The 26822-nt window shown below is 72.7% G+C and carries 30 protein-coding genes and 1 pseudogene; 20 read left to right on the top strand and 11 right to left on the bottom strand.

Going from position 1 to position 26822, the window contains the following annotated elements; genetic code table 11:
- The first annotated feature begins 14 nt into the window (after positions 1–14).
- Positions 15–2447, top strand: coding sequence for an ATP-dependent helicase HrpB (gene hrpB, locus EV292_RS08310; RefSeq protein ID WP_243693663.1), 2433 nt, complete (start codon positions 15–17; stop codon positions 2445–2447).
- Between the two features lie 100 nt (positions 2448–2547).
- Here the strand turns inward: hrpB and rnc are convergent, their stop codons facing one another.
- Positions 2548–3264: a ribonuclease III gene (gene rnc, locus EV292_RS08305; RefSeq protein ID WP_243693662.1), complete on the bottom strand. Its 717-nt coding sequence runs from the start codon at positions 3262–3264 to the stop codon at positions 2548–2550.
- A complete protein-coding gene (gene lepB / locus EV292_RS08300) occupies positions 3261–4076 on the bottom strand; it encodes a signal peptidase I (protein WP_132908715.1) in 816 nt (271 codons plus the stop codon). The genes rnc and lepB overlap by 4 nt, the downstream gene beginning before the upstream one ends.
- Before the next feature lie 101 nt (positions 4077–4177).
- Here lepB and pgi point away from each other — a divergent pair, with 101 nt between their 5' ends.
- From pgi to EV292_RS08280, 5 genes and pseudogenes are all read left to right on the top strand, one after another.
- Positions 4178–5671: a glucose-6-phosphate isomerase gene (gene pgi, locus EV292_RS08295; protein ID WP_132908714.1), complete on the top strand. Its 1494-nt coding sequence runs from the start codon at positions 4178–4180 to the stop codon at positions 5669–5671.
- Between the two features lie 229 nt (positions 5672–5900).
- A complete protein-coding gene (gene gorA, locus EV292_RS08290; RefSeq protein ID WP_132908713.1) occupies positions 5901–7250 on the top strand; it encodes a glutathione-disulfide reductase in 1350 nt (449 codons plus the stop codon).
- An 88-nt stretch (positions 7251–7338) separates the two neighbouring features.
- Positions 7339–7803: a nuclear transport factor 2 family protein gene (locus EV292_RS08285; RefSeq protein WP_132908712.1), complete on the top strand. Its 465-nt coding sequence runs from the start codon at positions 7339–7341 to the stop codon at positions 7801–7803.
- A pseudogene (locus EV292_RS23080) lies at positions 7746–7967 on the top strand (TetR family transcriptional regulator); the annotation flags it as partial. The gene EV292_RS08285 and the pseudogene EV292_RS23080, both read left to right, overlap by 58 nt.
- Positions 7968–8384, top strand: a complete 417-nt coding sequence (locus tag EV292_RS08280; RefSeq protein ID WP_243693684.1) for a TetR/AcrR family transcriptional regulator — start codon at positions 7968–7970, stop codon at positions 8382–8384.
- A gap of 125 nt (positions 8385–8509) precedes the next feature.
- On the opposite strand, the gene EV292_RS08275 is transcribed toward EV292_RS08280, so the two are convergent.
- The 6 genes from EV292_RS08275 to EV292_RS08250 all read right to left on the bottom strand — a co-directional run bounded on the left by EV292_RS08275 (position 8510) and on the right by EV292_RS08250 (position 12387).
- Positions 8510–8965 (bottom strand): hypothetical protein, encoded by a 456-nt coding sequence (locus EV292_RS08275; RefSeq protein ID WP_132908711.1) that lies wholly within the window; start codon positions 8963–8965, stop codon positions 8510–8512.
- On the bottom strand, positions 8962–9774 hold the full coding sequence (locus EV292_RS08270; protein ID WP_165927055.1) for an FAD:protein FMN transferase: 813 nt from the start codon (positions 9772–9774) through the stop codon (positions 8962–8964). Before EV292_RS08270 ends, EV292_RS08275 begins: the two co-directional genes overlap by 4 nt.
- Positions 9761–10282, bottom strand: coding sequence for an FMN-binding protein (locus EV292_RS08265; protein WP_132908709.1), 522 nt, complete (start codon positions 10280–10282; stop codon positions 9761–9763). Before EV292_RS08265 ends, EV292_RS08270 begins: the two co-directional genes overlap by 14 nt.
- Before the next feature lie 12 nt (positions 10283–10294).
- On the bottom strand, positions 10295–11194 hold the full coding sequence (locus tag EV292_RS08260) for a DUF6662 family protein (RefSeq protein ID WP_132908708.1): 900 nt from the start codon (positions 11192–11194) through the stop codon (positions 10295–10297).
- 288 nt (positions 11195–11482) lie between these two features.
- The gene (locus EV292_RS08255) at positions 11483–11950 is read right to left on the bottom strand and encodes a vgr related protein (RefSeq protein ID WP_132908707.1); all 468 of its coding nucleotides are present in this window, start codon (positions 11948–11950) and stop codon (positions 11483–11485) included.
- A complete protein-coding gene (locus EV292_RS08250; protein WP_243693661.1) occupies positions 11947–12387 on the bottom strand; it encodes a copper chaperone PCu(A)C in 441 nt (146 codons plus the stop codon). The genes EV292_RS08255 and EV292_RS08250 overlap by 4 nt, the downstream gene beginning before the upstream one ends.
- Positions 12388–12572: 185 nt before the next feature.
- Here EV292_RS08250 and EV292_RS08245 point away from each other — a divergent pair, with 185 nt between their 5' ends.
- The 4 genes from EV292_RS08245 (at position 12573) to EV292_RS08230 (ending at position 15752) form a co-directional block, all read left to right on the top strand.
- Positions 12573–12992 carry a Fur family transcriptional regulator gene (locus tag EV292_RS08245; protein ID WP_132908705.1) on the top strand — a complete coding sequence of 140 codons (420 nt, stop codon included), beginning with the start codon at positions 12573–12575 and terminating at the stop codon, positions 12990–12992.
- Between the two features lie 299 nt (positions 12993–13291).
- Positions 13292–14035, top strand: coding sequence for a lysophospholipid acyltransferase family protein (locus EV292_RS08240; RefSeq protein ID WP_132908704.1), 744 nt, complete (start codon positions 13292–13294; stop codon positions 14033–14035).
- Positions 14026–15360, top strand: coding sequence for a tRNA (N6-isopentenyl adenosine(37)-C2)-methylthiotransferase MiaB (miaB, locus tag EV292_RS08235; protein ID WP_132908703.1), 1335 nt, complete (start codon positions 14026–14028; stop codon positions 15358–15360). Before EV292_RS08240 ends, miaB begins: the two co-directional genes overlap by 10 nt.
- Positions 15361–15482: 122 nt before the next feature.
- Positions 15483–15752 carry a hypothetical protein gene (locus tag EV292_RS08230; protein WP_132908702.1) on the top strand — a complete coding sequence of 90 codons (270 nt, stop codon included), beginning with the start codon at positions 15483–15485 and terminating at the stop codon, positions 15750–15752.
- 16 nt (positions 15753–15768) lie between these two features.
- Here EV292_RS08230 and EV292_RS08225 read toward each other — a convergent pair whose 3' ends face one another.
- Positions 15769–16161, bottom strand: a complete 393-nt coding sequence (locus tag EV292_RS08225) for a RidA family protein (RefSeq protein ID WP_132908701.1) — start codon at positions 16159–16161, stop codon at positions 15769–15771.
- A 128-nt stretch (positions 16162–16289) separates the two neighbouring features.
- On the opposite strand from EV292_RS08225, the gene EV292_RS08220 reads away from it, so the two are divergent.
- The 7 genes from EV292_RS08220 (at position 16290) to EV292_RS08190 (ending at position 21087) form a co-directional block, all read left to right on the top strand.
- Complete coding sequence (locus tag EV292_RS08220) at positions 16290–16883, top strand: TetR/AcrR family transcriptional regulator (protein ID WP_132908700.1); 594 nt, start codon at positions 16290–16292, stop codon at positions 16881–16883.
- A gap of 55 nt (positions 16884–16938) precedes the next feature.
- Entirely contained in the window at positions 16939–17826 is an 888-nt protein-coding gene (locus EV292_RS08215) for a hypothetical protein (RefSeq protein ID WP_132908699.1), read from the top strand.
- Between the two features lie 128 nt (positions 17827–17954).
- Positions 17955–18956, top strand: a complete 1002-nt coding sequence (locus tag EV292_RS08210; RefSeq protein ID WP_132908698.1) for a PhoH family protein — start codon at positions 17955–17957, stop codon at positions 18954–18956.
- Between the two features lie 46 nt (positions 18957–19002).
- Entirely contained in the window at positions 19003–19257 is a 255-nt protein-coding gene (locus tag EV292_RS08205; protein WP_132908697.1) for a type II toxin-antitoxin system VapB family antitoxin, read from the top strand.
- Entirely contained in the window at positions 19254–19652 is a 399-nt protein-coding gene (locus tag EV292_RS08200) for a type II toxin-antitoxin system VapC family toxin (protein WP_132908696.1), read from the top strand. The genes EV292_RS08205 and EV292_RS08200 overlap by 4 nt, the downstream gene beginning before the upstream one ends.
- Position 19653: 1 nt before the next feature.
- Positions 19654–20163, top strand: a complete 510-nt coding sequence (gene ybeY, locus EV292_RS08195; protein ID WP_132908695.1) for an rRNA maturation RNase YbeY — start codon at positions 19654–19656, stop codon at positions 20161–20163.
- Positions 20164–20172: 9 nt separating this feature from the next.
- Positions 20173–21087 carry a hemolysin family protein gene (locus EV292_RS08190; protein WP_132908694.1) on the top strand — a complete coding sequence of 305 codons (915 nt, stop codon included), beginning with the start codon at positions 20173–20175 and terminating at the stop codon, positions 21085–21087.
- A 408-nt stretch (positions 21088–21495) separates the two neighbouring features.
- Here the strand turns inward: EV292_RS08190 and EV292_RS08185 are convergent, their stop codons facing one another.
- Positions 21496–23880 (bottom strand): PAS domain-containing protein, encoded by a 2385-nt coding sequence (locus EV292_RS08185; RefSeq protein WP_165927054.1) that lies wholly within the window; start codon positions 23878–23880, stop codon positions 21496–21498.
- 82 nt (positions 23881–23962) lie between these two features.
- Here EV292_RS08185 and EV292_RS08180 point away from each other — a divergent pair, with 82 nt between their 5' ends.
- From EV292_RS08180 to EV292_RS08170, 3 genes are all read left to right on the top strand, one after another.
- Positions 23963–25291 (top strand): sorbosone dehydrogenase family protein, encoded by a 1329-nt coding sequence (locus EV292_RS08180; protein ID WP_132908692.1) that lies wholly within the window; start codon positions 23963–23965, stop codon positions 25289–25291.
- Positions 25292–25347: 56 nt separating this feature from the next.
- The gene (locus tag EV292_RS08175) at positions 25348–25488 is read left to right on the top strand and encodes a lmo0937 family membrane protein (protein WP_132908691.1); all 141 of its coding nucleotides are present in this window, start codon (positions 25348–25350) and stop codon (positions 25486–25488) included.
- 84 nt (positions 25489–25572) lie between these two features.
- Positions 25573–25716, top strand: a complete 144-nt coding sequence (locus EV292_RS08170; RefSeq protein WP_132908690.1) for a lmo0937 family membrane protein — start codon at positions 25573–25575, stop codon at positions 25714–25716.
- A gap of 261 nt (positions 25717–25977) precedes the next feature.
- Here EV292_RS08170 and EV292_RS08165 read toward each other — a convergent pair whose 3' ends face one another.
- On the bottom strand, positions 25978–26811 hold the full coding sequence (locus tag EV292_RS08165) for a SpoIIE family protein phosphatase (RefSeq protein ID WP_132908689.1): 834 nt from the start codon (positions 26809–26811) through the stop codon (positions 25978–25980).
- Positions 26812–26822 lie beyond the last annotated feature (11 nt).

Here is a 26822-nt window from a genome sequence, read left to right as displayed (position 1 = left end):
CTAGGGCGAGCCGCGTGACCTCCACGCTGCCGATCCACGCCGTCCTCCCGGAACTGCTCGCCGCGCTGCGCGACACCGGCGCCGCGGTGCTGGTCGCGCCGCCCGGCGCGGGCAAGACCACCGCGGTCGCCCCCGCGCTGCTCGCCGAGCCATGGTGCGACGGCGAGATCATCGTCACCTCGCCGCGCCGCCTCGCCGCGCGCGCCGCGGCCGAGCGGATGGCGCAGCTCGCCGGCGAGCCGGTCGGCCACACCTTCGGCTATGCCACGCGGCTCGACACCCAGCGCTCCGCCGCGACGCGAGTCACCGTCGTCACCGAGGGCATCCTCACCGCCCGGCTCCAGAGCGACCCCGAGCTGACCGGCGTCGCCGCGCTCCTCTTCGACGAGGTGCACGAGCGCAGCCTCGACGGCGACTTCGGGCTCGCGCTCGCGCTCGACGCGCGCGCCGCGCTGCGGCCCGACCTGCGCGTCGTCGCGATGTCGGCGACGCTCGACGGCGCGCGCTTCGCCGCGCTGCTCGACGGCGCGCCGGTGGTGGAGAGCGAGGGGCGCAGCTACCCGCTCGAGCTGCGCCACCTCGGTCGCGCCGCCGAGGCGCGGATCGAGGACTCGATGGTGGCCGCGATCCGCCAGGCGTTGCGCGAGGAGGCGGGCGGGGTGCTCGCCTTCCTCCCCGGCGTCGCCGAGATCGAGCGCACCGCCGAGCGAGTCGGCGACGTGCCCGGGGTGCGGCTCCACCGCCTCCACGGCAGCCTCGACCCCGCCGCGCAGCGTGCCGCGATCCGCGCCGAGCCCGATGGCGCGCGCAAGCTGGTGCTCGCGACCAGCATCGCCGAGACCAGCCTGACGCTCGACGGCATCCGCGTGGTGGTCGACAGCGGACTGGCGCGGCGCCCGCGCTACGACCGCGCCGCGGGCATGACCCGGCTGGTCACCGAGCGCGCCAGCCAGGCCGCGGCGACGCAGCGCGCCGGCCGCGCCGCGCGGCAGGGACCGGGGGTGGCCTATCGCCTGTGGGAGGCGGCGGCGACCGCGGGCATGCCGCGCTTCGACCCGCCCGAGATCCTCGAGGCCGACCTGTCGGCGCTGGTGCTCGCCTGCGCGCTGTGGGGGGTGGGCGATCCGCGCGAGCTGCGCTGGCTCGACGCGCCGCCGGAGGCCGCGGTGGCGGAGGCGCGCGCGCGGCTCGCCGCGCTCGGCGCGCTCGACGCGGACTCGCGGCCCACCGCGCACGGCCGCGCCGTGGCGGCGCTGCCGATGCCGCCGCGGCTCGCGCATATGCTGCTCGCCGCGCCCGACCCGCGCCGCGCCGCCGAGGTGGCGGTGCTGCTCCAGGAGCGCGGGCTCGGCGGCGCGGACGCCGACCTCGAGCTGCGCTGGCGGCGCTGGCGCGGCGACCGCTCGCCCAAGGCGGAGAGCGCGCGCGGGCTGGCGAGGCGCTGGGCCGGGCTGGTGAAGCGCGGGCAGCGCGAGGGCGCGCCCGATTCGATCGGCGCCTGTGTCGCGCTCGGCTTCCCCGATCGCGTGGCGCGGCGGCGCGACGCGAGCGGCGAGCGCTGGGCCTCGGTCGGCGGGCGCGGCTTCAAGCTCGACCCGACCTCGCCGCTCGCCTCCGCCGAGTGGCTCGCGGTGGCGGAGACGCAGGGCATGGCGGCGGGCGCGCGCATCCTCGCCGCCGCGCCGATCGCGGCGGAGGAGGTGGAGGCGCTGTTCGCCGACCGGATCGAGGCGCGCCGCACCGCCGACTTCGATCCCGCCACCGGCGCGGTGCAGCCGCTGCGCGAGCGCCGGCTCGGCGCGATCCGGCTGTCGAGCGGGCCGGACGGCACGGCCGACCCCGCGGTGATCGCGGCGGCGCTGGTCGAGGGCGTGCGTGCGCACGGCCTGGTGCTGCTGCCCTGGTCACGCGCGGCCGAGGCGCTGCGCACGCGCGCGGCCTATGCCGGCGTGCCGCTCGACGACGCCACGCTGATCGAGCGGCTCGACGACTGGCTGCCCGCGCTGGTCGAGGGCAAGCGCCGGCTCGACGCGATCGCGCCGGGCGCGCTGGTGGAGGCGCTGCGCGGCCTGCTCGGCTGGGACTCGCTGCGCGCGATCGACCGCGTCGCGCCGGCGGACTTCACCAGCCCGGCGGGCTCGACCCACGCGATCGACTATGGCGCGGAGGCGGGGCCGACGGTGGAGCTGCGCGTCCAGGCCTTGTTCGGGCTCGACCAGCATCCGGTCGTGGGGGCCGAGCGCGTGCCGCTGGTGCTGTCGCTGACCTCGCCGGCGGGCCGCCCGATCCAGACGACGCGCGACCTGCCCGGCTTCTGGCGCGGCAGCTGGCACGCCGTCGCCAAGGAGATGCGCGGCCGCTACCCGCGCCACCCCTGGCCCGACGATCCGGCCAGCGCGGCGGCGACGCTGCGAACCAAGAACGCCGACGCGCGACGCCACGGCTGACAGGCAGGCGGCGCGTCCGGTGCGGCGGGACGGCGACGGCACGCGCCGCGCGCGGTCCGCTCCCTCGTCGTCGACCCGGCGCGCCCCCGGGGCGTGCGCCTCAGCGCCGCCGCTTGGTCCGCGCGGCCGGCTGCGCCGACAGCGCCGCGAGCAGCGCCTTGGCCGCGGCGGTCTCGGCCTCCTGCTTGCTGGTCCCCTCGGCGAGCATCTCGTCCTTGCCCACGGTCGCGCGCACGGTGAAGCGCGGCGCGTGGCCCGGCCCGGCGCGCTCGACGATCGCGTAGGCGGGCACCGCACGGCGGTTGGCCGCGGCCCATTCCTGCAACGCCGACTTGGGATGCTGCGGCGCGCGCGCCTCGACATGGACCTTGTCCTGCCACAGCCGCCGCACCGCCGCGCGCGCGGGCGCCAGCCCGGCGGTGAGATACACCGCGCCGAGCAACGCCTCGACCACGTCGCCCAGCACGTTGTCGCTATGCTGCGCGCCGTCGTCGCGCGCCTGCTTGCCGAGCCGCACGCGCGCGTCGGCGCCGATCTCGCGCGCCACCTCGGCGCACACCGAGCCGGTGACGAGCGCGTTGAACCGCTTCGAGAGCTGCCCCTCGGGCTCGCTCGGGAACAGCTCCACCAGCCATTCCGCCATCGACAGCCCCAGCACGCGGTCGCCGAGGAACTCGAGCCGCTCGTAGCTGCCGCCCGCCTGCCCCTCGGCGTGGCTGCTGTGGGTCAGCGCGCGGACGAAGGGGGCGAGATCGTCGGGACGAACCTCGAACTGCGCCTCGATCCAGCCGGCGAGGTCGTCGCCGGCGTCGCTCAAAAGCCCTCCCCGATGCGGCTGAAGCGCGCCGCCGAGACCCAGGTCCACGGCTTGATCCACTCGGCCGAGCCGTCGGTCGACCAGAAGGTGACCACCGCCTTGCCCTCGATCCGCTCCATCGGAATATAGCCCATGCCCTCGGGCGGGGCGAAGCGGCTGTCGGCCGAATCGTCGCGATTGTCGCCCATCAGGAAGACGTTGCCCGCGGGCACCGTGTAGACGTCGGTGTCGTCGGCGACCGGGATATTCTCCTGGTCGAGCACGTCGTAGCTCCGCCCGCCCGGCAGCGTCTCGCGGAAGCGCGGGTAGCGGCACACCGGCCGCCCCTGCGCGTCATTGTCCTGGAAGCGCGCGCCGCATTTCTCCGCGGGGAAATTGGGCGAGAGCGGGACGATGAAGTCGGCGACGCGCTGCTTCGGGATCGCGCGGCCGTTGAGGAACAGCTGGCCGTTGCGCATCTGCACCGTGTCGCCGGGCAGGCCGATCACGCGCTTGATCACGTCATGGTCGTCCGGCCCCATCGAGCGGAACACCACCGTGTCGCCGCGGGTCGGGTCGCGTCCCAGGATCCGTCCCGGGATCAGCGGCACGCCCCATGGCAGCGACCAGCGCGAGTAGCCGTAGTTCCACTTGGAGACGAACAGATAGTCGCCGATCAGCAGCCGCGGCAGCATCGACTCGCTCGGGATCGAGAAGGGCGAGAAGATGAAGCTGCGCAGCACGAAGACGAACAGCGCCAGCTTCAGCAGGAAGCGGATCGTCTCGGCGGTTTCCGAACGCGCGGGCTTGCCGGCGGCAGTGGGGGTGGCCATGAAGCACCGCGTCGCGCAACCGTCGCGTCGCGTCAAGCGGAGCCTTGGCGCCGGCGGCCCGTTGTGCGCCGCGACACGAGACAGCCGGAAGGACAGATGACATGGCGGACTGGTCGACGATCGAGGCGCTGCCGCAGGAGCGGCTCGAGGCGCTCTTCGCCAACGACCCGGATCGGTTGAAGCGGCTCTCGCTCGACGTCGCCGGCATCCACTTCGACTGGTCCAAGACCCACCTCACCGCCGAGGCGCTCACCGCCTTCGAGGCGCTGGCCAAGTCGGTCGATCTCGCGGGCAAGCGCGAGGCGATGTTCGCGGGCGCCAACGTCAACGTCACCGAGGATCGCCCGGTCGAGCACACCGCCGAGCGCGGCGAGGGCAAGGCCGAGAGCGTCGCGCGCGCGGCCTCGTACCACGCGCGGATGCGCGGGCTGATCGATGCGATCGAGGCCGAGGCGTTCGGCCCGGTGCGCTCGATCCTCCACGTCGGCATCGGCGGCTCGGCGCTGGGGCCGCACCTGCTGGTCGACGCGCTCGGCCGCGGCAGCGACCGCTACGACGTCGCGATCGTCTCCAACGTCGACGGCATGGCGCTGGACGACGTGTTCGACGATTTCGATCCCGAGACGACGTTGCTGGTGGTCGCCTCCAAGACCTTCACCACCACCGAGACGATGATGAACGCCGAGAGCGTCATCCAGTGGATGACCGGCGCCGGCGTCGAGGATCCGTACGGCCGCGTGATCGCGCTGACCGCCTCGCCCGAGAAGGCGATCGAATGGGGCGTCGACGAGACCCGCATCCTGCCCTTCTCCGAGGGTGTGGGCGGGCGCTACTCGCTGTGGTCGTCGATCGGCTTCCCCGCCGCGATCGCGCTCGGCTGGGACCAGTTCGAGGAGCTGCTCGAGGGCGCGGCCGAGATGGACCGCCACTTCCGCCTCGCCGCGCTGCACGAGAACGCGCCCGCGCTCGCCGCCTTCGCCGACCTCTATTACACCCAGGTGCGCCACGCCGAGACGCGCGCGCCCTTCGCCTATGACGAGCGGCTGCGGCTGCTGCCGAGCTATCTCCAGCAGCTCGAGATGGAGTCGAACGGCAAGGGCGTGACGGTCGACGGCCAGCCGGTCGGCCGCCCGACCGCGCCGATCACCTGGGGCGGGGTGGGCACCGACGCGCAGCACGCGGTGTTCCAGCTGCTCCACCAGGGCACGCACCTCGTGCCGGTCGAGTTCCTCGCGGTGATCGAGGCGGGCGACACGCTGCCGCCCGAGCACCACCGCCAGCTGCTGCTCAACGCCTTCGCGCAGGGCGCGGCGCTGATGACGGGCAAGCAGGTCGACGATCCGGCGCGCAGCTATCCCGGCGACCGTCCGTCGTCGACCTTGCTGCTCGACCGGCTCGACGCGCGCACGCTCGGCGCGCTGATCGCCTTCTACGAGCATCGCGTGTTCGTGAACGGCGTGCTGCTGGGGATCAACTCGTTCGACCAGTTCGGCGTCGAGCTGGGCAAGGAGATGGCCAAGGCGGCGGCGAAGGGCGGCGGCGACTTCGACGCCTCCACCGCGGACCTGATCAAGCGCGCCTTCGGGGAGGGCTGAACCGCGCGCGGTCGCACCGGCCGCCACGCCGGCGACGCGACGGCGGCAGGGGCGCGACGGGCACCCACGCGAGCAGGCGATGGCGTCGATCCGCGGTCGCGGCGCGCGCCGCCCTGTCCTAAATCGGCGCGCGCTGCTAGCAGGCGCGGATCGGGGCGCGGCGCGGATCGCCGCGGTCGCGCGCGCGTCTCGACATTGACAACCTTCGCCGCTGCCGGAGCCCGCCGCCATGTCCGATTACGATTATGATCTCTTCGTCATCGGCGCGGGCTCGGGCGGCACGCGCGCGGCGCGGGTCGCCGCCGCGCACGGCGCCCGCGTCGCGGTGGCGGAGGAATATCGCGTCGGCGGCACCTGCGTGATCCGCGGCTGCGTGCCCAAGAAGCTGCTCGTCTACGGCGCGCATTTCGCCGAGGACCTGCGCGACGCGCGCCACTTCGGCTGGGACGTGCCCAAGGATTGCGCGTTCAGCTGGGAGCGGCTGCGCGACAATGTCATGCGCGAGGTCGACCGCATCAACGGCGCCTACACCCACACGCTGGAGAATGCCGGCGCCGAGATCATCCACCAGCGCGCCACCGTGTCCGGCCCCAACGAGGTGACGCTCGGCGACGGCACCACCCGCAGCGCCAGGACGATCCTGATCGCGGTGGGCGCGCATCCCGCGATCCCGTCCTGCCCCGGGCACGAGCACGGCATCACCTCGAACGAGGCGTTCCACCTCGATTCGGTGCCCAAGCGCGTGCTGATCGCGGGCGCCGGCTATATCGCCAACGAGTTCGCGGGCATCTTCCACCAGCTCGGCGCGCACGTCATCCTGATGAACCGCACCAAGGAGATCTTGCGCGGCTACGACCTGCAGATCCGCGACCGGCTGCTGCAGATCAGCATGATGAAGGGGCTGGAGTTCCGCTTCGACGCCACGTTCGAGGGCATCGAGAAGATGGACGACGGCTGCCTCAAGGTCAGCATGAGCGGGCACGAGCCCGCGATCGTCGACATGGTGATGTTCGCCACCGGACGCCGCCCCAACACCCACGGCCTGGGGCTGGAGACCGCGGGGGTCGAGCTGGACGAGCAGGGTGCGGTGACGGTCGACGACGAGGGCCGCTCCACCTGCGCGTCGATCTACGCGGTGGGCGACGTGACCAACCGGATCCAGCTCACCCCGATCGCGATCCGCGAGGGGCAGGCCTTCGCCGACCGGATGTTCGGCGGCAAGGACACGCGCGTCGACTATGATTGCGTCCCCTCCGCGGTGTTCAGCCACCCGCCGATCGCGGGGGTGGGGCTGACCGAGAGCCAGGCGCGCCAGAAGCTCGGCTCGGTGAAGGTCTATTCGTCGGACTTCCGCCCGATGAAGAACGTGCTGGCGGGGCGCGACGAGCGTGCGCTCTATAAGATGGTGTGCGACGGCGAGACCGACCGGGTGGTCGGCATCCACATGATCGGCCCCGACGTGCCCGAGATCATCCAGGCCGCCGCGGTGGCGGTGAAGGCCGGGCTGACCAAGGCGCAGTTCGACGCCACGGTCGCGCTGCACCCGACCATGGCGGAGGAGCTGGTGCTGCTGCGCTGAGGCGCCGCCACCCCGCCGCCGGTTCAGGCCGTTGACGCCGCGGGATCGCTGTTGTACCGATCGGTACAACATAGCGAGGAGGTGCCTGATGTCCCGTCCCCCCGTCCCGCCATACACGCCTGAGTCGGCGGCGCAGAAAGCCCGTCTGGCCGAGGATGCCTGGAACAGCCGCGACCCCGTGACGGTATCGCTGGCCTATACGCCCGACAGTGTCTGGCGGAATCGCAGCGAGTTCCTGGTCGGGCGCGAGGCCATCGTCGCCTTTCTCGCGCGCAAATGGGCGCGGGAACTCGACTATCGCCTCATCAAGGAAGTGTGGGCGCATGACGGCGACCGGATCGCCGTCCGCTTCGCCTACGAGTGGCACGACGCGGCCGGGCAATGGTACCGCGCCTATGGCAACGAGAATTGGGAGTTCGACCGCGACGGCCTGATGAAGCGCCGCATCGCCTCGATCAACGACCGGCCGATCGCGGCGGCGGAGCGCAAGTTCCACTGGCCGCTCGGGCGCCGCCCGGACGATCATCCCTCGCTCAGCGAGCTCGACCTCTGACCGCCAGGCGCCCCCTCAGCGATCGTGCCGGCGCGATCCCCGCGCTGGCCGAGGCGTTCCGCGAACACGGCTTCGACGGGGCGAGCCTGGCGATCCTCTCGCACGCCACCGGCCTGGGCAAAGGCAGCCTCTACAACTTCTTCCCCGGGGGCAAGGAGGAGATGATGGCGGCGGTGCTCGCCGACATCGACCGCTGGTTCGAGACGAAGCTCTTCGCCCCGCTCGAGCGCTCCGAGGATCCGCCGGGGGCGATCCGGGCGATGATCGAGCAGGTGACCGAATATTTCCGTTCGGGCCAGCGCGTGTGCCTCGTCGGCCGGATCAGCCTCGACGCCTCGGGAGACGCATTCGCGCATCAGGTGCGCGGCTATTTCGCGCGGTGGATCACGGTCCTGGCGGCCTGTCTCGGACGCGGTGGGATGACGCCGACGGCGGCGCACGCGCTCGCGGAGGAGACCGTCTGCGCGATCCAGGGCGCGATCATCCTGTCGCGCGCGCTCGGCGACCCGACGGTCTTCACCGCGATCGTCGGTCGTCACGAGAAGCTGCTGCTCGACGCCGTGGCGATGCGACGACCCTGAGGTGTGGTTCATCCCGGTTGAACCGTGCTCCTGCGGAAGCAGGAGCCCAGTGCCGCAGACGTGACGCTCGTGGCTCTGGGCTCCTGCTTCCGCAGGAGCACGGCTCAACCAAGGTGAGGCAGACCCTAGCCCCCGCCGCCTGAGCCCCGCCGCGTCCGACCGTCGGCGCAGGAAGCGATCCGCCGCCACCGGTGAGCCACGAACAGCGGCAGCGTCGCGAGGCCGACCGCCCAATGCGCCAGCGCCACCGCCGCGCGCGCGTCCTCGTCGGCGAGATAATAGAGCAGGTCGCCGCTCAGCGCGAGCGCGACCCCGGCCGCGAACACCGCCCCGCCCGACCAGCGCCGCCGCCGCGCGCGCCACCCTGGCGCGACGTGGAGGCCGTAGAGCAGCCCGAGCAGCGCCACCGTCGCGGTCGCGGCCACGCCGTGGAGCCGCAGCGCCCAGGGCTCGGCCGGGCTCGGCTCGGGGCCGAGGTCGCCGGCGCGCTGGCCGCAATGGTGGAGCAGCAGCCACGCCGCCCCGCTCGTCCATATCGTCGCCAGCACCGCCAGCACGACGCGTCGCAGCCCGCGCGTCACGCGGCGATCTCCTGCCAGTCTCCGCCCGGCCGGTGGAGGAAGCCGCGCGCGCCCAGCCGCGCGAGCAGCGGCGCCGCCGCGGCACCGCGCGCCAGCACGATCTTGGTCAGCGCGTCCGCCACCGCGCAGCGCGACGCCGCGACGCTGGCGAAACCGGGCGCGAGCGCGGTGCCGGTCGCGGGGTGCCGGTGCTGCGGGGCGCCGCGGTCGGCCGTCGCGGCGGCGACGTCGCTGCTGGCCAGCGCGCCGTCGCCGAGCCGGATCGCCGCGGGCGGCGCGGCATGGCTCGGCGCGAGCGCGACCCAGTCGTCCGCGCCGAACAGCCGCAGGTCGCCCCCCGCGTCGACCGCCCCGCTCGCCACCCCGGCGCGGCGCAACGCGGCGACCGCGCGGTCCACCGCGAACCCCTTGGCCACCCCGCCGAGGTCGAGCCGGAGCGCACGGCGGACCGTCACCCCGCCGCGCCCGAGCGCGACGTCGCGCCAGCACGGCCCCGCCTGACCGCCCGCCCCGCCCCCGCGCCGCGCCGTCGCCACCACCGGGTCGAACACCCCTTCACTCGCCCGCGCCAGCGCCAGCGCGAGCCACAGGCAGCGCGCGGTGAGCGGGTCCACCGCCGCGCGCTCGCCCGCGCGCAGCCGCGCCACCGCGGCGAGGTCGCCGTCCTCGCGGTACGCGCTCATCCGTCGCTCGACCCGCGCCACGGCAGCGAAGGCCGCCTCGACCGCGCTCGCCGGATCGCCGTGCCCCTCGGCGCGCACCGCGACGATCGTCCCCAGCAGCGGGCGCGCGCGCTCAATGCTGCGCAAAGACGATCCGCTCGGTGGCGAGCAAGCGCCGCACCCCGTCGGCGACGTGGCGCGCGGAGAGCGTGCCGCCCGAATTGTTGCGGATGTCGCGCCCCAGCTCCAGCGGCGCGCCGTCGCGCTTGCCGGTGAATTGCGCGCGCCACGCGGGATCGCGGACCTGCCCGCCGTAGCTCTCGCGATAGTCGAGGATCTCGAGCCCCCGCACCGCCCCCGCCGGATCGAGTGCGAGCGCGAGCGTGATCGTCTCGTGCGTGCCCAGCACCTGGTCGACGATCAGCCGCGCGCCGTCGGGGGCACGCCAGCTATGCACGTCGCGGGAATGGACGCTCACCCCCGAGCGCGAACGGATCGCCGCCGCCTGCGCATCGCTGAGCGTGCGATCGTCGCGCACCAGCGCGACTCCGGGGAAGAGAGCGGTCTTGGCCTGGTCGACCGTCAGATAGACGGTCGACCAGGCGGGGCTCGCCAGCGCCGGTGCGGCGGCGAGCAGGACGAAGCGGCAGCGCATCCTCGGCGGTCCTCAGAAGGGGATGCCGTATTTCAGCGTCACCTCGTCGCGCTCGTGGCTGCGCAGGAAGAGGTGACGCCCGATGTCGCGCCCGTCTTCGTCATAGCCTGGGTTGCCCGCGACCTGGTGGAGCCAGCCGAGCGTCGCCCAGCCGTGCTGTCCCGCGACGTGGAGCGTCGGCCCGACCCAATAGACCGAATGTTCGTGGTGGATGAAATTGCCGTATTCGTTGTGGTTGCGGAACTCGGCGCCGAGGAAGAGCTGGGGCGCGACGCGCGCGGTGACGCCCAGCTCGTTGTTCCAGTCGAGCTCGCTGTTGGTCTCGTCGCGCCCGGCGAAGCGGATCGACTCGGCCTCCAGCACGAGGTTGTACGCGACGATCACGCGATCCTCGGCGAAGTTCTTCTGCACGATCGCGCGCGTCTCCAGCTCGAACGTCCCCGGCGCGTAGCGCAGGCCGTTGTGAAGGTCGCGGAAGTCGTATTCGGGCTCGATGTAGAGGGCGAGACCCCAGCCGCCCTTGTTCTTGTACGGGCTGAGCGCGCGATAGACGAACTCGGCCGACACGCTCTGCGGCGAGAAGCGGTGCCGGGTGAAGCCGGTGTCGGCGTGCGGGTCGTCGTCGTCGGGGGCGGCGGTGGCGTGCATCCGGTTCGAGCTGACGTACAGCGAGGCCTGGAGATCGTCGGTCACGCCGACCTCCAGCTCGCTGCGCAGGTCGGTGGCGTCATAATGGCCGAAGCGGCGGCCGACGCGCTCGCGGATCACCTGCTCCACCTCGACATGGCCCTTGGGGGTGAGATCGGTGGTGTAGAGGCGCGAGAACATGCCCTCGCCCGCGCGCGCCGGCGCGGCCGCGAGGCACGCGCCGGCCAGCAGCGCGGCGCCGAGCGCGCGCGCATGTGATGTCATTCGGACGTCCCCCATGTCGGTTATTGCGATCGGCTCGCATGTAGGCGGGGGACGGTGAGGGTCACAAGCGACGGCTGACCCGCGGTGGGGAGCGGGCGGGGTGGAGGTACAGCGGGGCGGGCGAGCGGCGCGACGTCCGCTCAACCTCCCTGCCGTCATCCTGAACTGGTTTCAGGATCCACCGGCCCGCGGGCGCCGCCGCGTATGAGTGCGCGGCACCGTGGATCCTGAAACGAGTTCAGGATGACGGCAGGGTAACGCCGGGCCGACACGACCGCGGCCGCCCCCTCACCCCGTGCCGAACGGCAGGATCGACTCGTAGCGCGCGAGTTCGGGCGCACCGGCGACGGGGGCGCCGCGGCGCAGCAGGAAGGCGTGGCGCACGATCTCCGCCTGCTGCTCCAGCCCGTAGCGCTCGAGCGGCCAGCCCGGGTGGATGGTATAATGGTACCGGCAGAACGGATGGCGCGCGAGCGGCAGGCACACGCCGCGCTGGTGCTGCCAGACGTGGCACAGCTCGTGGATCAGCAGACCCTGCAGCCCGAGCGGCGCGTCGGCGAAATCCTCCCGCCACAGCGCGCCACGCGGGTGGAAGTGGATCGTGCCGCGCGGCGCCATGACGACGTGTCGCGGCTGGAAGAAGGCCCAGGTGCGCCGGGCGAGCCGCACCGCGGCGTAATCGATCGAATCGCCGTAGACCGAGCGCGCCAGCGCCGTCTCACCGGGGGTGAGCGGGCGGGAGGACGCCGCCGTCACTCCGGGGCGGCATCGCCCGCCGCGATCACACGCGCGGCGACCAGCGTCGCGCTGCCATCGGCGAAGCGCAGCGTCAGCGGCAGCGTCGACCCCGGCGCGACGCTGGCGGGCAGGCCGAACAGCATGACGTGCTGTCCCCCCGGCGCGAAGGCGACGCGGCCGCGCGCGGGGACGGCGACGCGCGCGATCGAGTCCATCGACGCCATGCCGTTGCCGGTCCGCCGGCTGGTGTGGAGTTCGGCGCGCGCCGCGCCGGGCGCCTCCGCCCCGACCAGCACCGCGTCCTTGGCGCCGCCGTGGAGCAGGAAATAGCCCGCCGCGGGGCGGCCGGGGATGGCGGCGAGCCGGACATAGGCCTCGCTCGCGTCGGGCACCGCGGGCTGGGTCGAGCAGGCCGCCAGCAGCATCGGTGCGGCGAGAGTCCAGCGGAAGGTCACGGGCGGCATCTCCTCGCCCGCTGTGTAGGTGCGCCGCACGGGCGGAGCAAGCGCGGCGATGGCGCGTGCCGGGCGCTCGTCCGCGGGCGCGCGCGGGCGCCGCGATCACCGTGATCGCCGCAATTCGGCTTGTTGCGAGTCCTTAGCGCTTTTCGCAACAAGCCGGACGCACTACATAGGGCGGCATGGCTCGCAAGATCGATCTCGAAGCGCTCTGTCAGGAGAAGGGCCTCCGCATCACCGAACAGCGCCGCATCATCGCGCGCGTGCTGTCGGAGGCGGAGGATCATCCCGACGTGGAGAAAGTCTACGCCCGCGCCTCGGCGATCGACCCGGGCATCTCGATCGCCACCGTCTATCGCACGGTGCGGCTGTTCGAGGAGGCGGGGATCCTCGACCGCCACGATTTCGGCGACGGCCGCGCGCGCTACGAACCCTCGCCCGAGGCGCATCACGACCATCTGATCGACGTCGAGACCGGCAAGGTGATCGAGTTCGTCGATCCCGAGCTGGAGCTGCTGCAGAAGGCGATCGCCGAGCGGCTCGGCTTCCGCCTGGTCGACCACCGCATGGAATTGTACGGCGTCTCGCTCGCCAAAAAGTGAGGCGGGTTCTTCCCTACTGTTCCCCGGCGAAGGCCGGGGCCCAGTTGGGGAAGGCCGAGGTTGTCGACGCTGAGCTCCGCTCGACTGGAGCCCAACCTCCGCTGGACCTTTGCGACGCCGTCATCCCGGGCTTGACCCGGGATCCATCGCGCCGCGAGAGCCACCGGCGTCGCTTTCGCGGCGCCATGGATCCCGGCGCGAGGCCGGGATGACGATGGTCGCGTGACGTTCGCGACGGTCCCGCCTTCGCCGGGGAACATCAGAGCCATGGAACCGCCCGTCTCCCTCCCGCCCCCCGCGTGATCGCCTCTCTCCGCCTTGCCGCGCTGGTCGCCTGGCTGCTGCTCGCGCTGCTGCTCCACGGCCTGTGGCGGCTGGTGCGCGCGCGCTCGCCCTGGCCGCGGCGGTTCCTCGGCGTCTCGGCGTGGCTGTTCGGCGCGCGCGTGCGCGTCCTCGGCACGCCGCGGCGACGCGACGCGGTGCTGCTCGCCAACCATCTCAGCTGGCTCGACATCCTTCTGCTCGCCGGCGCCAGCGGCTGCGCCTTCGTGGCCAAGGCCGAGCTGCGCGCGGCGCCGCTGGTCGGCTGGCTGAGCACGCTCAACCGCACCGTCTTCGTCCGCCGCGGCGACCGGCTCGGCGTCGCCGACCAGGTCGCCGCGCTGCGCACCGCGCTCGCCCGCGGCCAGCCAGTCGCGATCTTCCCCGAGGGCACCACCGGCGACGGTGCGACCTTGCTGCCGTTCAAGGCCGCGCTGCTCGCCGCGCTCGACCCGCCGCCGCCCCGCCTGATGGTGCAGCCGGTGCGGATCGACTATGAGCCCGCCGCGCGCGCGCTCGCCTGGGTCGGCGACGAACCCGGCACCGCGCACGCGCGCCGCGTGCTCACCCGGCGCGGCACGTTCGTGGCGACGCTGCACTTCCTCGAACCCTTCGCGCCCAGCGGCGACCGCAAGGCGATCGCCGCCGAGGCACGCCGCCGCATCCTGGCCGCGGGTAGCGAGGCGACCGCGTTTCCGATAGAGCGCGCGCCATGTCCGTGACTGCCAAGACCCCGCCCCAGACCTTCCACGTCAAGTCGTTCGGCTGCCAGATGAACGTCTATGACGGCGAGCGCATGGCCGAGCTGATGGCGGCCGAGGGGCTGGTCAGCACCGCGGACGCCGACGCCGCCGACCTGGTGGTGCTCAACACCTGCCACATCCGCGAGAAGGCGACCGAGAAGGTCTATTCGGACATCGGCCGGCTGCGCAAGCGCGCGCGCGAGCGCGGCAGCGACGCGCCGATGATCGCGGTGGCGGGCTGCGTCGCGCAGGCCGAGGGCGAGGAGATCGTGCGCCGCGCCAAGGTCGACGTGGTGGTCGGCCCGCAGTCGTACCACAACCTGCCCGGCCTGGTCGCGCGCGCCGCCTCCGGCGAGGCCGCGCTCGACACCGACATGCCGCTCGCGTCCAAGTTCGCGCATCTGCCGGCGCGGCGCCGCGTCGGCGCGAGCGCCTTCCTCACCGTGCAGGAGGGCTGCGACAAATTCTGCACCTATTGCGTCGTGCCCTACACGCGCGGCGCCGAGGTAAGCCGGCCCTATGCGGCGATCCTCGACGAGGCGCGCGCGCTGGTCGACGCCGGCGCGCGCGAGATCACGTTGCTGGGGCAGAACGTCAACGCCTGGAGTGACGACGGGCGCGGGCTGCACGACCTGATCCTCGCGCTCGACCGCCTGCCAGGGCTGGCACGGATCCGCTACACCACCAGCCATCCCAACGACATGGCGCAGGGGTTGATCGAGGCGCACCGCGACGTCGAGTCGCTGATGCCGTTCCTCCATTTGCCGGTGCAGGCGGGCAGCGACCGCGTGCTGCGGGCGATGAACCGCGCGCACACGGTGGACGGCTATCTCCACCTGCTCGACCGCGTCCGCGCGGTGCGGCCCGATATCGCGCTGTCGGGCGACTTCATCGTCGGCTTCCCGGGCGAGACCGAGGCCGAGTTCGCCGAGACGCTGCGGCTGGTCGACCGGGTCGGCTATGCGCAGGCGTTCAGCTTCAAATATTCGCCGCGCCCGGGCACGCCCGCCGCCGACCTCGCCGCGGCGGTGCCGGCGGAGGTGATGGACGAGCGGCTGCAGCGGCTGCAGGCGGCGCTCAACCGCGACCAGGCCGCCTTCAACGCCGCCTCGGTCGGGCGGCGCTGCGCGGTGCTGATCGAGCGCCGCGGCAAATTGCCCGGCCAGTGGCTCGGCAAGTCGCCGTGGCTCCAGTCGGTCCATCTCGTCGGCGACCATAAGATCGGCGATCTGGTCGAGGTGACGCTGGCGGCGGCGGGACCGAACTCGCTCACCGGCGTGGCGACGCTGCGCGACGCCGCCTGAGGCGATCGCACCGCGACGGTTCCAATCACCGTGGCGGGGACGATCGCGGCGTCCTATCTCACTGACATCGCGATGCATCGCCCCGGCAGGACGGTCGCCTCGCGTCGACGGGAGAGTGGAACATGATCGTGACTCTGCTGGCGCTGGCCGCCGTGACCGGCGTGGAGATCGACCAGGCCGACGCACCGCGCCGTGCGCCCGGGGGCAAGGTGACCTGCCGGCAGGTGCCCGGTTCGGACAGCTTGCTCAAGCGGCGGTGTATGAACGAGGCCGAGTGGGCGGCGTGGCAGCGCGCGCGGGACGGGGCACCAGGCCGCCGCCCGACGATGTCGACGAACATGAACGGCCGCACCGGCGCGGCGCCGATGCTGGTGCGCGGCGGCCGGCGCTGACCGCGCGCGCCGGCCCTCACCCGGGGATGCGCGCGATCACCTTGATCTCGAAGTCGAACCCCGCGAGCCAATTGACCCCCACCGCGGTCCAGGTGGGATAGGGTTTGGCGTCGAACACGTCGCGCTTGACCGCGAGCACCGTGTCGAACTGGCGCTCCGGATCGGTGTGGAAGGTGGTGACGTCGATCACGTCGTCCCAGCCGCAGCCCGCGGCGCCGAGCACCGCCTCCAGATTGGCGAAGGCGCGGCGCACCTGCGCGTCGAACGCGGGCTCGGGCGCGCCATCGTCGCGGCTGCCCACCTGCCCCGAGACGAACAGCAGCTCGCCGGATCGCACCGCCGGCGAATAGCCGTGCGTGTCGTAGAGCGCGTGGCGCTCGGGCGGATAGACGGTGTCGCGCTTGGCCATGATCTTTCTCCTGTCGCGCGCGCCAGCGACGGGGCAAGCCGCCGTCAGCGCATTGCATGTGAGCGCGAAGATGGTCACATACGCTCTGTATGTCAACTCACATACGCGACGTATATGGAGGGCGAGCGATGGCGGCGGGTCGGCGGGCGGAGACGATGGAGGCCAATCGCGCGCGCCTGCTCGCGGCGGCGCGTACCGCGTTCGCGCGCGACGGCTTCGCCGCGGCGTCGATGGACGAGCTGACCGCGGCAGCGGGGCTGACGCGCGGCGCGCTCTACCATAATTTCGGCGACAAGCGCGGGCTGCTCGCCGCCGTCGTCGCGCAGGTCGACGGCGAGATGGCGGCGCGCGCGCGCTCCGCCGCGGCGGCCGCGCCGGATCGCTGGACGGCGCTGCTCGCCGAGGCCGCCGCCTATATCGCGATGGCGCTGGATCCCGAGGTCCGCCGCATCGTCCTGCTCGACGGTCCCGCCTTCCTCGGCGACCCGTCGCGCTGGCCGAGCCAGAACGCGTGCCTCGCCGACACGCGCACCGCGATCGCGGCGCTGATCGCCGAGGGCGTGATGCGCCCCGTCGATGTCGAGGCGGCGGCGCGGCTGCTCAATGGGGCGGCGCTCAACGCCGCGCTATGGGTCGCCGCCAGCGACTCGCCCGACGCGACGCTGCCGCGCGCGGTCGCGGCGTTCGAGCTGATGGCGGGCGGGCTGCGCGCGCCGCGCTGACCCACCCCGGCGCGCTGCGCTGGACGCGCGCGCGGCGGCGCGCGACGCTGCGCGCGTGATCGTTCCCCCCAACCCGGCGCGCGCGGTGCGCTACCTGCTCGCGGCGCTGCTCGCCGCGGTCGTCGCGGCGCTTGCCCCGGTGCTCGGTGGGCGGGTGGAGCGCGCCTTGCTGTACCTGCTGCTGCTGCGACGCACGCTCGACGGCGCGCGCCCCACCCCGGTGCTGGGGCTGAGCGAGGCGCTGGGGATGCCGTTCGAGACCGCGCGCCGCCACGTCGCCGCGCTCGGCACGGCGGGCTGGTGCCGGCGCGTCGGTGGCGGGATCGTCGTCGCGGGCTCGCCGCTCGACCATCCGGTGCTCGCCGCGGCGCTGACGCGCGCGCATGACCTGATGGTCGCCACGGTGGAGCGCGCGGCGGCGCTGGTCGAGCTCCCCGCGGCGCCACCCCCTGCGGCGCGCGACTATGACTGGGCGACCGGGCTGTGCGTCGTCGCCGACCTGACGCTCGCCGCGGCGGTGGCGGACCTGCCGCGACTGGCGCGCCCGCTCGACCGCGTGCTGGTCGCGGCGCTGTTGGGGGGCAATGCCGCTTTGCTGCTCGCCGATGCGGCGCTGGCGCGGCGCAGCGCCGCACTGGACACGCCGCCCGCCGCGGCGCTGCTGCGGCCGGTGCGCGCCCGCGCGGTCGCGGCGGCGCTGCATCTGCCCGAGGCGACGGTGCGACGCCGGCTGGTGCGCGTCGGCGCGGCGCTGGTCATCACCCCGACCGGGCTGATCGTCGCCGAGCCCTGGCTGGTCGATGCCGCGGGGCGCGCCGCCGCGGAGTCGCTCCATGTCGAGCTGCGCCGCCAGCTCGCCGCGCTGGCGCGCCACAATTTCCCCTTCGCCGCGCCCGCGCTGGCGTACCGCGCTGGCACGCCGGCGCCCCTCGCGCTCGGCTAGAACGGCGTGCGATTCCGCTTGTTCGCCGGGCGTTGCCGCTGCCACACTCGCCCCATGCCATTGCGCCGCGACCGACCGCGCCTATCTCGAGCCAACAGCGGCATGTTCCGTGCCGTGCAAGGAGCCGCATGAGCCGAAAGCCCGTTCCCGCCCAATCCGGCGAGCGTTCCCGCGTCGAGCTGTTGTTCGACAAGCCCCAGCTGCTCAGCCAGCTGTTCGGCCAATATGACCAGCATCTGGTGGCGCTCGAGAACCGGCTCGGCGTCTATATCACCGCGCGCGGCAACCGCGTCGGGCTGGAGGGCACCGCCGAGCAGGTGGCGCTCGCGCGCGACACGCTCAACGATCTGTATCACCGCATCCAGCGCGGCGAGGAGGTCGACACGGGGCTAGTCGACGCCGCGATCGCGATGGCGGCCGAGCCGGTGCTCGACGGCATCATCCGCGCCGATTCGGGCAGCGGCGCGCCCTCGGTGATGATCCGCACGCGCAAGAAGACGATCGTGCCGCGCACCCCCGCGCAGGCGCATTACATGCGCGAGCTCACCTCGCACGAGATGATCTTCGCGCTCGGCCCGGCGGGAACGGGCAAGACCTATATCGCGGTGGCACAGGCGGTGTCGCAGCTGATCTCGGGCAGCGTGCAGCGGCTGATCCTGTCGCGCCCGGCGGTGGAGGCGGGCGAGAAGCTCGGCTTCCTGCCCGGCGACATGAAGGAGAAGGTCGATCCCTATCTCCGCCCGCTGTACGACGCGCTGCACGACTGCCTCCCCGCCGAGCAGGTCGAGCGCCGCATCGCCAGCGGCGAGATCGAGATCGCGCCGATCGCCTTCATGCGCGGCCGCACGCTGGCCGACGCCTTCGTGATCCTCGACGAGGCGCAGAACACCACGCCGGCGCAGATGAAGATGTTCCTCACCCGCTTCGGCCAGAACAGCCGGATGGTGATCTGCGGCGATCCCAACCAGACCGACCTGCCCGGCGGCGTCGCCGCGAGCGGGCTGGCCGACGCGACCTTCCGGCTGGAGGGCGTGGAGGGCATCTCCTTGTGCCGCTTCACCGCGGGCGACGTGGTGCGCCATCCGATCGTCGGGCGGATCGTGGAGGCCTATGAGGGCCGCGAGGCTTGATGCGGCAGGATATCCTTCTTATCTAGATGGGATATACGGAGGCATCATGGGTGCGTTGTATATCAAGAACGACGAGACCGCTGACCTGGCACGCGAGGTGGCGGAGCTGCTGCACGTCACCAAGACCGCGGCGGTACATGACGCACTGCTGCACCGACGCGACGCGCTGAGGGCGGAGCGAGGGCGCAGCATCCACGAACGGCTGGATGCGTGGCGGGCCGCGCATCCGCTCGGAGAGCCGACCGGGCGCGAGGCGGACAAGGCGTTCTACGACTCGCTCAACGACGAGGACGACGGTTGACCGTCTTCATCGACGCCTCCGCGCTGGTGGCGATCGCGACGGGGGAGCCGGACGCGCGCGACCTGGAGGCCGACTTCGGCGCGGCCGAGCGACGGCTCTCCTCGCCGATCGCGCTCTGGGAGACGGCGCGTGCGGTGGCGCACAAGCGCCGCGTGCCGATCGACGTCGCCTATGCGGAACTGTCGACGCTGTTGCACGACTTCGCGGTCGATCTCGTCACGATCGGCGAGGCGGAGACGGTCGCGGCGATCGCGGCCCACGCCCGTTACGGCAAGGGCACCGGCCACCCCGCCCAACTCAACATGGGCGATTGTTTCGCTTATGCCTGCGCCGCGACACACCATGCCGCCCTGCTCTACAGGGGCGACGATTTCTCGCACACGGACCTCGCCTGACATGATCCACGTCGAACTCACCCGCGAGGAACCCTGGCCCGACGAGGCGTGGGAGCAACGCGCGCTCGCCGCCGCCCGCGCCGCGGTGGCACACACCCCGCACGGCGAGCTGCTCACCACCCGCGCCGCGGTGGAGGTGAGCGTGCGGCTCACCGACGACGCCGAGGTCCACGCGCTCAACCGCCAGTATCGCGGCAAGGACAAGCCTACCAACGTGCTGTCCTTCCCGATGGTGCAGCCCGACCTGCTCGCCACCGTGAGCCAGAACTCGGACGACGGCGAACTGCTGCTCGGCGACATCGTGCTCGCGCACGGCGTCTGCGCGCGCGAGGCGGCGGAGCGCGGGATCGCGGTCGGCGATCATTTCACCCACCTTGTGGTGCACGGCACTTTGCATCTGCTAGGCTATGACCACATGACCGACGAAGAGGGGGACGCGATGGAGGAGATCGAGCGCGCCGCGCTCGCCGACCTCGGCGTCGCCGACCCCTATCTCATACGCGAGGACTGACGAACGGCGATGGCCGACGACCGAAGTAGCGCCGGTAGCGGCGACCACCATCACGAACCCGGCATCTGGTCGGGCCTGCGCAACCTCATCTTCGGCGAACCGCACGAGGCGACGCTGCGCGAGGTGCTCGAGAAGGCGATCGACCGCTACGAGGAAGACCCGGCGCCCGATCTGAAGGGCGATCTCACCCCGCTCGAGCGCCAGATGGTGCGCAACCTGCTCCACTTCAGCGAGCGCGACGCCGGCGGGATCGGCGTGCCGCGCGCCGACGTGGTCGCCGTCGAGGAGGCCACCAGCTTCGCGCATCTGGTGGAGGTGTTCGCCGAGGCGGGGGTGAGTCGCCTGCCGGTGTACCGCGAGAACCTCGACCACATCATCGGCATGGTCCATATCAAGGACGTATTCGCGATCCTCGCGCGCGGCGGCGAGCCGCCCGCGACGATCGCGGCGCTGATCCGCCAGCCTTTGTACGTGCCGATGAGCCGCGGCGCGCTCGACCTGCTCGCCGACATGCGCCAGTCGCGCATCCACCTCGCGGTGGTGCTCGACGAATATTCCGGCACCGAGGGGCTGGTGACGATCGAGGACCTGATCGAGGAAATCGTCGGCGAGATCGAGGACGAGCATGACGACGCGCCCGAGGTGCTGCTCGTCCCGCTCGACGGCGGCGCCTGGGAGGCCGACGCGCGCGTCGAGCTGGAGGACGTCGGCGAGACCGTCGACGCGCGGCTCGCCGAGGCGGAGAGCGACGTCGACACGATCGGCGGCCTCGCCGCGGTGCTCGCCGGGCGTGTGCCCGAGGCGGGCGAGTGCGTCGATCACCCGAGCGGGTGGCGGATCGAGGTGGTCGACGCCGACTCGCGCCGGATCAATCGGCTGCGGTTGCATCCCCCCGTGCCGGAACCGGAGGACGTCGAGGCCTGAGGCCGGCGCGACGAAGCGTGCGGCGGGCGGTGCCGCCAGGCTTGCCCCGCGCGGGCGCGATGGCCTAGCGTCGCGGTCGACGGTTCGGGAGTGGCGCGCCGCTCCCCATGCTACCGACCGAGTGAGCCCTTCGGGTCGCCCGATGGCAGCTGGGTCGGGGGTCGTCGGCGTGCCCCCCACGTCGACGGCCCACCTCGGATATGATCCGCCACCTTTGAAGCACGCGCGTGCTCCTGCGCCGGCAGGCGCCCAGTGCGGCGAACGTGATCCTCGCGGCACTGGGCTCCGGCGTTCGCCGGAGCACGTCCCCGCTTCGATCGATCACACGCCAGAGATCGCAAACGAGCACGGCCCGCGATCGGCTCGCGCCGCCGGTCAGCGCCGCGATCGAAGCGCGCCGTGCCGCGGTCATTCCTCCCTGCCGCTGGCCGAGATCGGGATGGCGATGGTGCAATGGACGCCGTCGCGCTCGAGCGCATGGTGCGTGCGCGCGCCGAGCTGATAGGGCAGCGCCTGCTCGATCAGCTCGCGCCCCTGCCCGCCGCCGCGCGCGGCCGCGCCGCCGTCCGGTTCCGCCGCGGGCATCACCACCCCGCGCTCGCGCCAGTCGATATGGAGCCAGGGACGCGCCGCGGCGCTCGCCGGCTCGATCCGCCAGCTCACCGTCAACTGCCCCGCGGGCTGGCCCAACGCGCCATATTTGACCGCGTTGGTCGCCAGTTCGTGCAGCGCCAGCGCCAGCGTCTGCACCGTCGACGAGCGCAGGCGCACCCCCGCCGGTCCGTCCAGCACCGCCTTCTCCGCGCCGCCCATCGCCGACAATTCGGTGCGCAGCAGATCGTCGAACGTCACCCGATCGACGTCGCTGAGCCGCGACAGCAGCGCCTGGACGCGGGCCAGCGCGTCGAGCCGATCGGCGAAGCGCGCGCGGAAGTCGGCGAAATTGACGCTGGTCCGCGCCATCGAGTCGGCGATCGAGCGCACCACGCCCATGAGATTGCGCGTGCGATGCTGGAGCTCGGCGATCAGCACCGCCTGCCGCTCCTCCCATTCGCGCCGATCGGTGACGTCGACCATCGCGCCGACCATCCGATCCGCCCGGCCGTCGCGATCGTAGAAGAAGCGCCCGCGCGCGGACAGCCAGCGCAGCTCGCCGTCCGGATGGATCATCCGGAACTCCCGCGCATATTCGGTGCGATCCCGCTCCGCCGCGCTGAGCGCGGCCTCGACGCCGGCGCGATCGTCGGGGTGCAGCCGCTCGCGCCAGACGTCGTAGCTCGGCACCACCGCGCCGACGGCATAGCCCGCCATGCGATAATGTTCGTCGGACCAATGCACCTCGCCGCTGCGCAGGTTCCAGTCCCACAGCCCGAGCCGGCCGACCTCGACCGCGTTGCGCAGCCGCTCCTCGCTGCGCCGTACCGTCTCCGCCGCGGCGTGCGCGTCGGTGATGTCCTCGCCGATGCCGCCGATCATCGTCACCGCGCCCGCGCCGTCGCGGATCGGGAAGCCGGTGTCGCGGATCCAGCGGATCGCGCCGTCGACCGGGCGGCGGATGCGATAGTCGAAGCTGACGTGTTCGCCGCCGCGCACACGCGCCATCATCGCCTCGGCCAGCGCGCGGTCGGCCGGGTCGACCAGATCGAGCCAGCTGCGCGCCTCGTCGCCCGCGATCGCGCGGTCGCGGCTCAGGCCGTAGACCGTCTCGAACGCGGGGGTGAGATAGTGCCAGCGCAGCGTCGCCGCCTCGCGGATCCACAGCACGTCGTGCGACGCCTCGCCGAACTGGCGCAGCCGCTCCTCGCTCTGCCGCACCTGCTCCTGCGCCGCGGCGTCGCGCAGGCGCAGCACCTCCTCCTGCGCGCTCTTCCACGCGCCGATGTCCTTGGTGGTGGTGGCGACGCCGTCGTTGAGCTTGACGACGGTCTGGAGGAACCAGCTGTCGAACTGTTCGTGGACGTAATGGCGCTCATCCTGGCGCGGCTCGCCCGTCTCGGTGACGTGGCGGAAGGTGTCGAAGATCCCCTCCTCCACCACGCCGGGGTTGCGCTCCAACAGGCTCTGCCCCCGCACCTCGCCGTAGCGGCTCTCCGACGTGTGGTTGTTGAGCAGCCAATGGAAGTCGACGATCGCGCCGCTCTCGTCGCGCACCGCCTCGAACACCTGGATCATGTCGGTGGAGGCGTCCATCGTCGCCTGGAGCAGATCGCGGCTGCGCGCCAGCTCGGCGGTGCGCTGGCGCACCACCAGCGCGCTGGCGGCGAATTGCGCGAGGCTGCGCAACAGCCGCGCGTCCTCCTGGTCGAACCGCCGCGCGCGATCGTGTGAGAGCAGCCACAGGGTCCCCGCCGCCTCGCCCGCGACATGGAAGGGGACCAGCAGGATCTCGCAGATGGCGGGCGTGATCGCGCCACCCGGGAACAGCCGCTCGGGTCGCTCGATCAGCAGCGCCGAGTCGCGCGCGATCGCCAGCCCGCACGGGCTCGCGTCGAGCGGCATGCCGCCGCCGCGCTGGTGCGCCCAGGCGCCCGCGACCGCATCCCAGCGGAAGCGGTCGGCCTCGCGCAGGCTGACCCCGGCGGAGCCCGCGACGCCGTGCGCCACGATCAGGTCGGTCAGCCGCTGGAGCAGCTCGCCGGGCCGATCGGCGAGGTCGCGCGCGAGCACCGAGAGGATCGCGGCCTCGGTCTCGTGATCGGGTGCGCGCGCGGGCCGGTCGCCCAGCGAATCGATCGGCGCGACCCCGTCGACCCCATCCGCCTGCTCCGCCATCGCGCCGCCCCTCCCCGTCACCGCCACCCTACATGCGCGGCGTGGCGGGGCAACGCACACGCGCCAGTGGCGCCGCCGTGCGCTTGCCCCTACAGTTCGGCGCATGCGCAGACACATTCTCGCCGTGCTCGGCCTCCTCGTCCTCGTCGGCATCGCCGCCTTCGCCTGGCTGGCCTGGCCCGACGCGGCGCGCCTCGACGTCGCCGCGGTGAGCGGCGCGCGCCCCACCATCTCGCCGCCGCGCGAGCAGACGCTGCCCACGGTGAAGACCGCCGACCCGATCGGCTGGAAGGCGGGCGAGGCGCCCACCCCCGCCGCGGGGCTGCGCGTCGCCGCCTTCGCCACCGGGCTCGACCATCCGCGCTGGCTGTATCGCCTGCCCAACGGCGACGTGCTGGTGGCGGAGACCAACTCGCCGCCGCGCGAAGGCGGCGGGATCAAGGGTTGGGTGATGCGCCACCTGCTCGGCAAGGCGGGCGCGGGCGTGCCCTCGGCCGACCGCCTGACGTTGCTGCGCGACGCCGACGGCGACGGCCGCGCCGAGACGCGCACCGCCTTCCTCACCGGGCTCCACTCGCCCTTCGGCATGGCGCTGCTCGACGGCCAGCTCTATGTCGCCAACACCGACGCGCTGGTGCGCGTGCCCTATACCGAGGGGGCGACCAGCATCACCGCCAAGCCCGAGCTGGTGGTGAAGCTGCCCGGCGGCGCCAACCACTGGGCGCGCAACGTCATCCCCGCCGAGGACGGGCGCACCTTGTACGTCTCGGTCGGCTCGGCCTCGAACGTCGCCGAGGGCGGGCTGGCGCGCGAGAAGTTCCGCGCCGCGATCCTCCAGGTCTATCCCAGGGAGAAGACCTTCCGCGTCTTCGCCACCGGGCTGCGCAACCCCAATGGCATGGCGCTGGTCCCCGGCACCAACCGGCTGTGGACCGTGGTCAACGAGCGCGACATGCTCGGCTCCGACCTCGTCCCCGACTATCTCACCGCGGTGGAGCTGGGCGACCAGTTCGGCTGGCCGTGGTATTATTGGGGCGGCTATATCGACCCGCGCGTCGAGCCCCGGAACCCCGAGCTGCAGCAGTATGTGAAGCGTCCCGATTATGCGCTGGGGCCGCACGTCGCGGCGCTGGGGCTCAGCTTCGCCGACGCGACCCGTCTGGGCGACCGCTTCGCGCGCGGCGCCTTCGTCGGCGAGCACGGATCGTGGAACCGCAAGCCGCTGTCGGGCTACAAGGTGGTGTTCGTGCCGTTCGACGCGGCGGGCTGGCCGGTGAAGGGGGCCAAGCCGGTCGACGTACTGACCGGCTTCGTCACCCCGGACGGCGACGCGCACGGCCGCCCGGTCGGCGTGATCGCGGACCGCACGGGGGCGCTGCTGGTGGCGGACGACGTCGGCAACGCGATCTGGCGGGTGACCGCGGCGCGCTGACCCGGGCTCCGCCCCGTTCGCGCTATAATGAGCGCGGGCGGAGCGCGGAGTGAGCGATGCTGTGGACGATCGTCGTCATCCTGGTGGTGCTGTGGCTGCTCGGCTTCAGCCTTCAACTGTCGCACTCGCTGATCCATCTGCTGCTGCTGATCGCGATCGTGGTGGGTCTGGTACAGCTGTTCACCGGACGCCGCTGATCCCCGTGTAACGAAAGATTGCCGGGGCGGGGAACGGCGCCAGACCACAGGTGTTTTCCTGACCTACCTCAGGAGGATATCTCGATGCTCTGGACGATAGCGGTCATTCTTCTGGTGCTCTGGCTGCTCGGGTTCAGCCTCCATGTCGCCGGCGGCCTGATCCACATCCTGCTGGTGATCGCGCTCATCGTCGGGCTGGTGCAGCTGTTCAGCGGCCGCCGGGTGTAGGCGGCATCACCGACCAGCGATGGCCGGTGAGGCGGGATGCCGTGACCGAGGTATGGTCGCGCCAAGAAGAGAGAGCCGGCGCCTTCACCGCTAATGCCGTCATCCCGGACTTGGTCCGGGATCCACCGTTCCGCGCGTTCTACGCGTGTAGCTCATGCGGATGAGTGGATCCCGGACCAAGTCCGGGATGACGGAGGTTAGGGAGAGAGGGTGCGTGCCCCGCCAGACGGATCATGGATGACGGTGTCAGCCGATCCGACATCATCCCCGCGAACCCGGCCCCACCCGCACCCATAGCGCAGTGGCATCGTCGCTGCGCTTGAAGCGGGGAAAGCGCCGGCAGTCGGCGTCGTCGCGCTCAATCGCGCGCAACTCTTCGGCCAGCGCCGCCACGCCGCGCGCGCGCAGCGCCGCCATCAGCCCCGCCGCGTCATAGGCGTCGTAGCTGTCGACCAGCGCGGCGAAGCCGTCGCTCATCAGTAATAGCGTGTCGCCCGGCGCGACCGACACGCTGGCGTGATCGGTCGCGACGGACGACGCCGCCGCGTCGACGCCGAGCACGCGCCGCCCCGGTCGCTCGCGCGCGGCGCGACGATCGGCGATCACCGCGGGCGTCCGCGCGCCGCCGAGCGCCTCCCCCAGCGCCGCCGCCTCGCGGCTCTCCGCCGCGCGGTCGGGCGCAGGGGTGAGCCAGTCGACCGTCCCGTCGGCGCGCGCGCGCAGGATCGCGCAGTCGCCCGCCCAGGCCAGCTCAAGCGAGTCGCCGACGAGCTGGACCGCCGCGAACGACGCGCTCGGCAACTCCCACGCGCCCGCGGGCTCACGCCGCCGCTCGGCCGCGTAGCGCGCCGCCACCGTCTCATACACCGCCGCACAGGTGGCGCGCAGGTCGGCGGCCTCGCCGAGCCCGAAGGCGGCGTCGGCGGTCGCCGCCAGCCAGGCCGCGCCGCCACGATCGCCGAGCAAGCCGGGCGGGGCGAGATCGGTGGCGCCGTCGATCACCCAGGCGCAGCGCGCGCTCGCGCCGGCGCGGTCGTCGTTGGGCGTGGCGAGGTCGCCGCACAGGCTGAGCGACTGGAGCAGGTCGAGGTGCATGGCCCCGCCCC

Source organism: Sphingomonas sp. BK235 (genome assembly GCF_004345855.1).
Lineage (GTDB): Bacteria > Pseudomonadota > Alphaproteobacteria > Sphingomonadales > Sphingomonadaceae > Sphingomonas.
Note: the sequence above shows the minus strand (reverse complement) of the source record. Positions and strands in the feature narration are given on the sequence as shown.

Bases quoted from the DNA above. Each gene is read 5' to 3' on its own strand.
- lepB (WP_132908715.1), bottom strand. From the start codon at position 4,076: ATGGCCACCCCCACTGCCGCCGGCAAGCCCGCGCGTTCGGAAACCGCC.
- pgi (WP_132908714.1), top strand. From the start codon at position 4,178: ATGGCGGACTGGTCGACGATCGAGGCGCTGCCGCAGGAGCGGCTCGAG.
- gorA (WP_132908713.1), top strand. From the start codon at position 5,901: ATGTCCGATTACGATTATGATCTCTTCGTCATCGGCGCGGGCTCGGGC.
- EV292_RS08285 (WP_132908712.1), top strand. From the start codon at position 7,339: ATGTCCCGTCCCCCCGTCCCGCCATACACGCCTGAGTCGGCGGCGCAG.
- EV292_RS08280 (WP_243693684.1), top strand. From the start codon at position 7,968: ATGGCGGCGGTGCTCGCCGACATCGACCGCTGGTTCGAGACGAAGCTC.
- EV292_RS08265 (WP_132908709.1), bottom strand. From the start codon at position 10,282: ATGCGCTGCCGCTTCGTCCTGCTCGCCGCCGCACCGGCGCTGGCGAGC.
- EV292_RS08260 (WP_132908708.1), bottom strand. From the start codon at position 11,194: ATGACATCACATGCGCGCGCGCTCGGCGCCGCGCTGCTGGCCGGCGCG.
- EV292_RS08245 (WP_132908705.1), top strand. From the start codon at position 12,573: ATGGCTCGCAAGATCGATCTCGAAGCGCTCTGTCAGGAGAAGGGCCTC.
- miaB (WP_132908703.1), top strand. From the start codon at position 14,026: ATGTCCGTGACTGCCAAGACCCCGCCCCAGACCTTCCACGTCAAGTCG.
- EV292_RS08230 (WP_132908702.1), top strand. From the start codon at position 15,483: ATGATCGTGACTCTGCTGGCGCTGGCCGCCGTGACCGGCGTGGAGATC.
- EV292_RS08225 (WP_132908701.1), bottom strand. From the start codon at position 16,161: ATGGCCAAGCGCGACACCGTCTATCCGCCCGAGCGCCACGCGCTCTAC.
- EV292_RS08220 (WP_132908700.1), top strand. From the start codon at position 16,290: ATGGCGGCGGGTCGGCGGGCGGAGACGATGGAGGCCAATCGCGCGCGC.
- EV292_RS08210 (WP_132908698.1), top strand. From the start codon at position 17,955: ATGAGCCGAAAGCCCGTTCCCGCCCAATCCGGCGAGCGTTCCCGCGTC.
- EV292_RS08205 (WP_132908697.1), top strand. From the start codon at position 19,003: ATGGGTGCGTTGTATATCAAGAACGACGAGACCGCTGACCTGGCACGC.
- ybeY (WP_132908695.1), top strand. From the start codon at position 19,654: ATGATCCACGTCGAACTCACCCGCGAGGAACCCTGGCCCGACGAGGCG.
- EV292_RS08190 (WP_132908694.1), top strand. From the start codon at position 20,173: ATGGCCGACGACCGAAGTAGCGCCGGTAGCGGCGACCACCATCACGAA.
- EV292_RS08180 (WP_132908692.1), top strand. From the start codon at position 23,963: ATGCGCAGACACATTCTCGCCGTGCTCGGCCTCCTCGTCCTCGTCGGC.
- EV292_RS08175 (WP_132908691.1), top strand. From the start codon at position 25,348: ATGCTGTGGACGATCGTCGTCATCCTGGTGGTGCTGTGGCTGCTCGGC.
- EV292_RS08170 (WP_132908690.1), top strand. From the start codon at position 25,573: ATGCTCTGGACGATAGCGGTCATTCTTCTGGTGCTCTGGCTGCTCGGG.
- EV292_RS08165 (WP_132908689.1), bottom strand. From the start codon at position 26,811: ATGCACCTCGACCTGCTCCAGTCGCTCAGCCTGTGCGGCGACCTCGCC.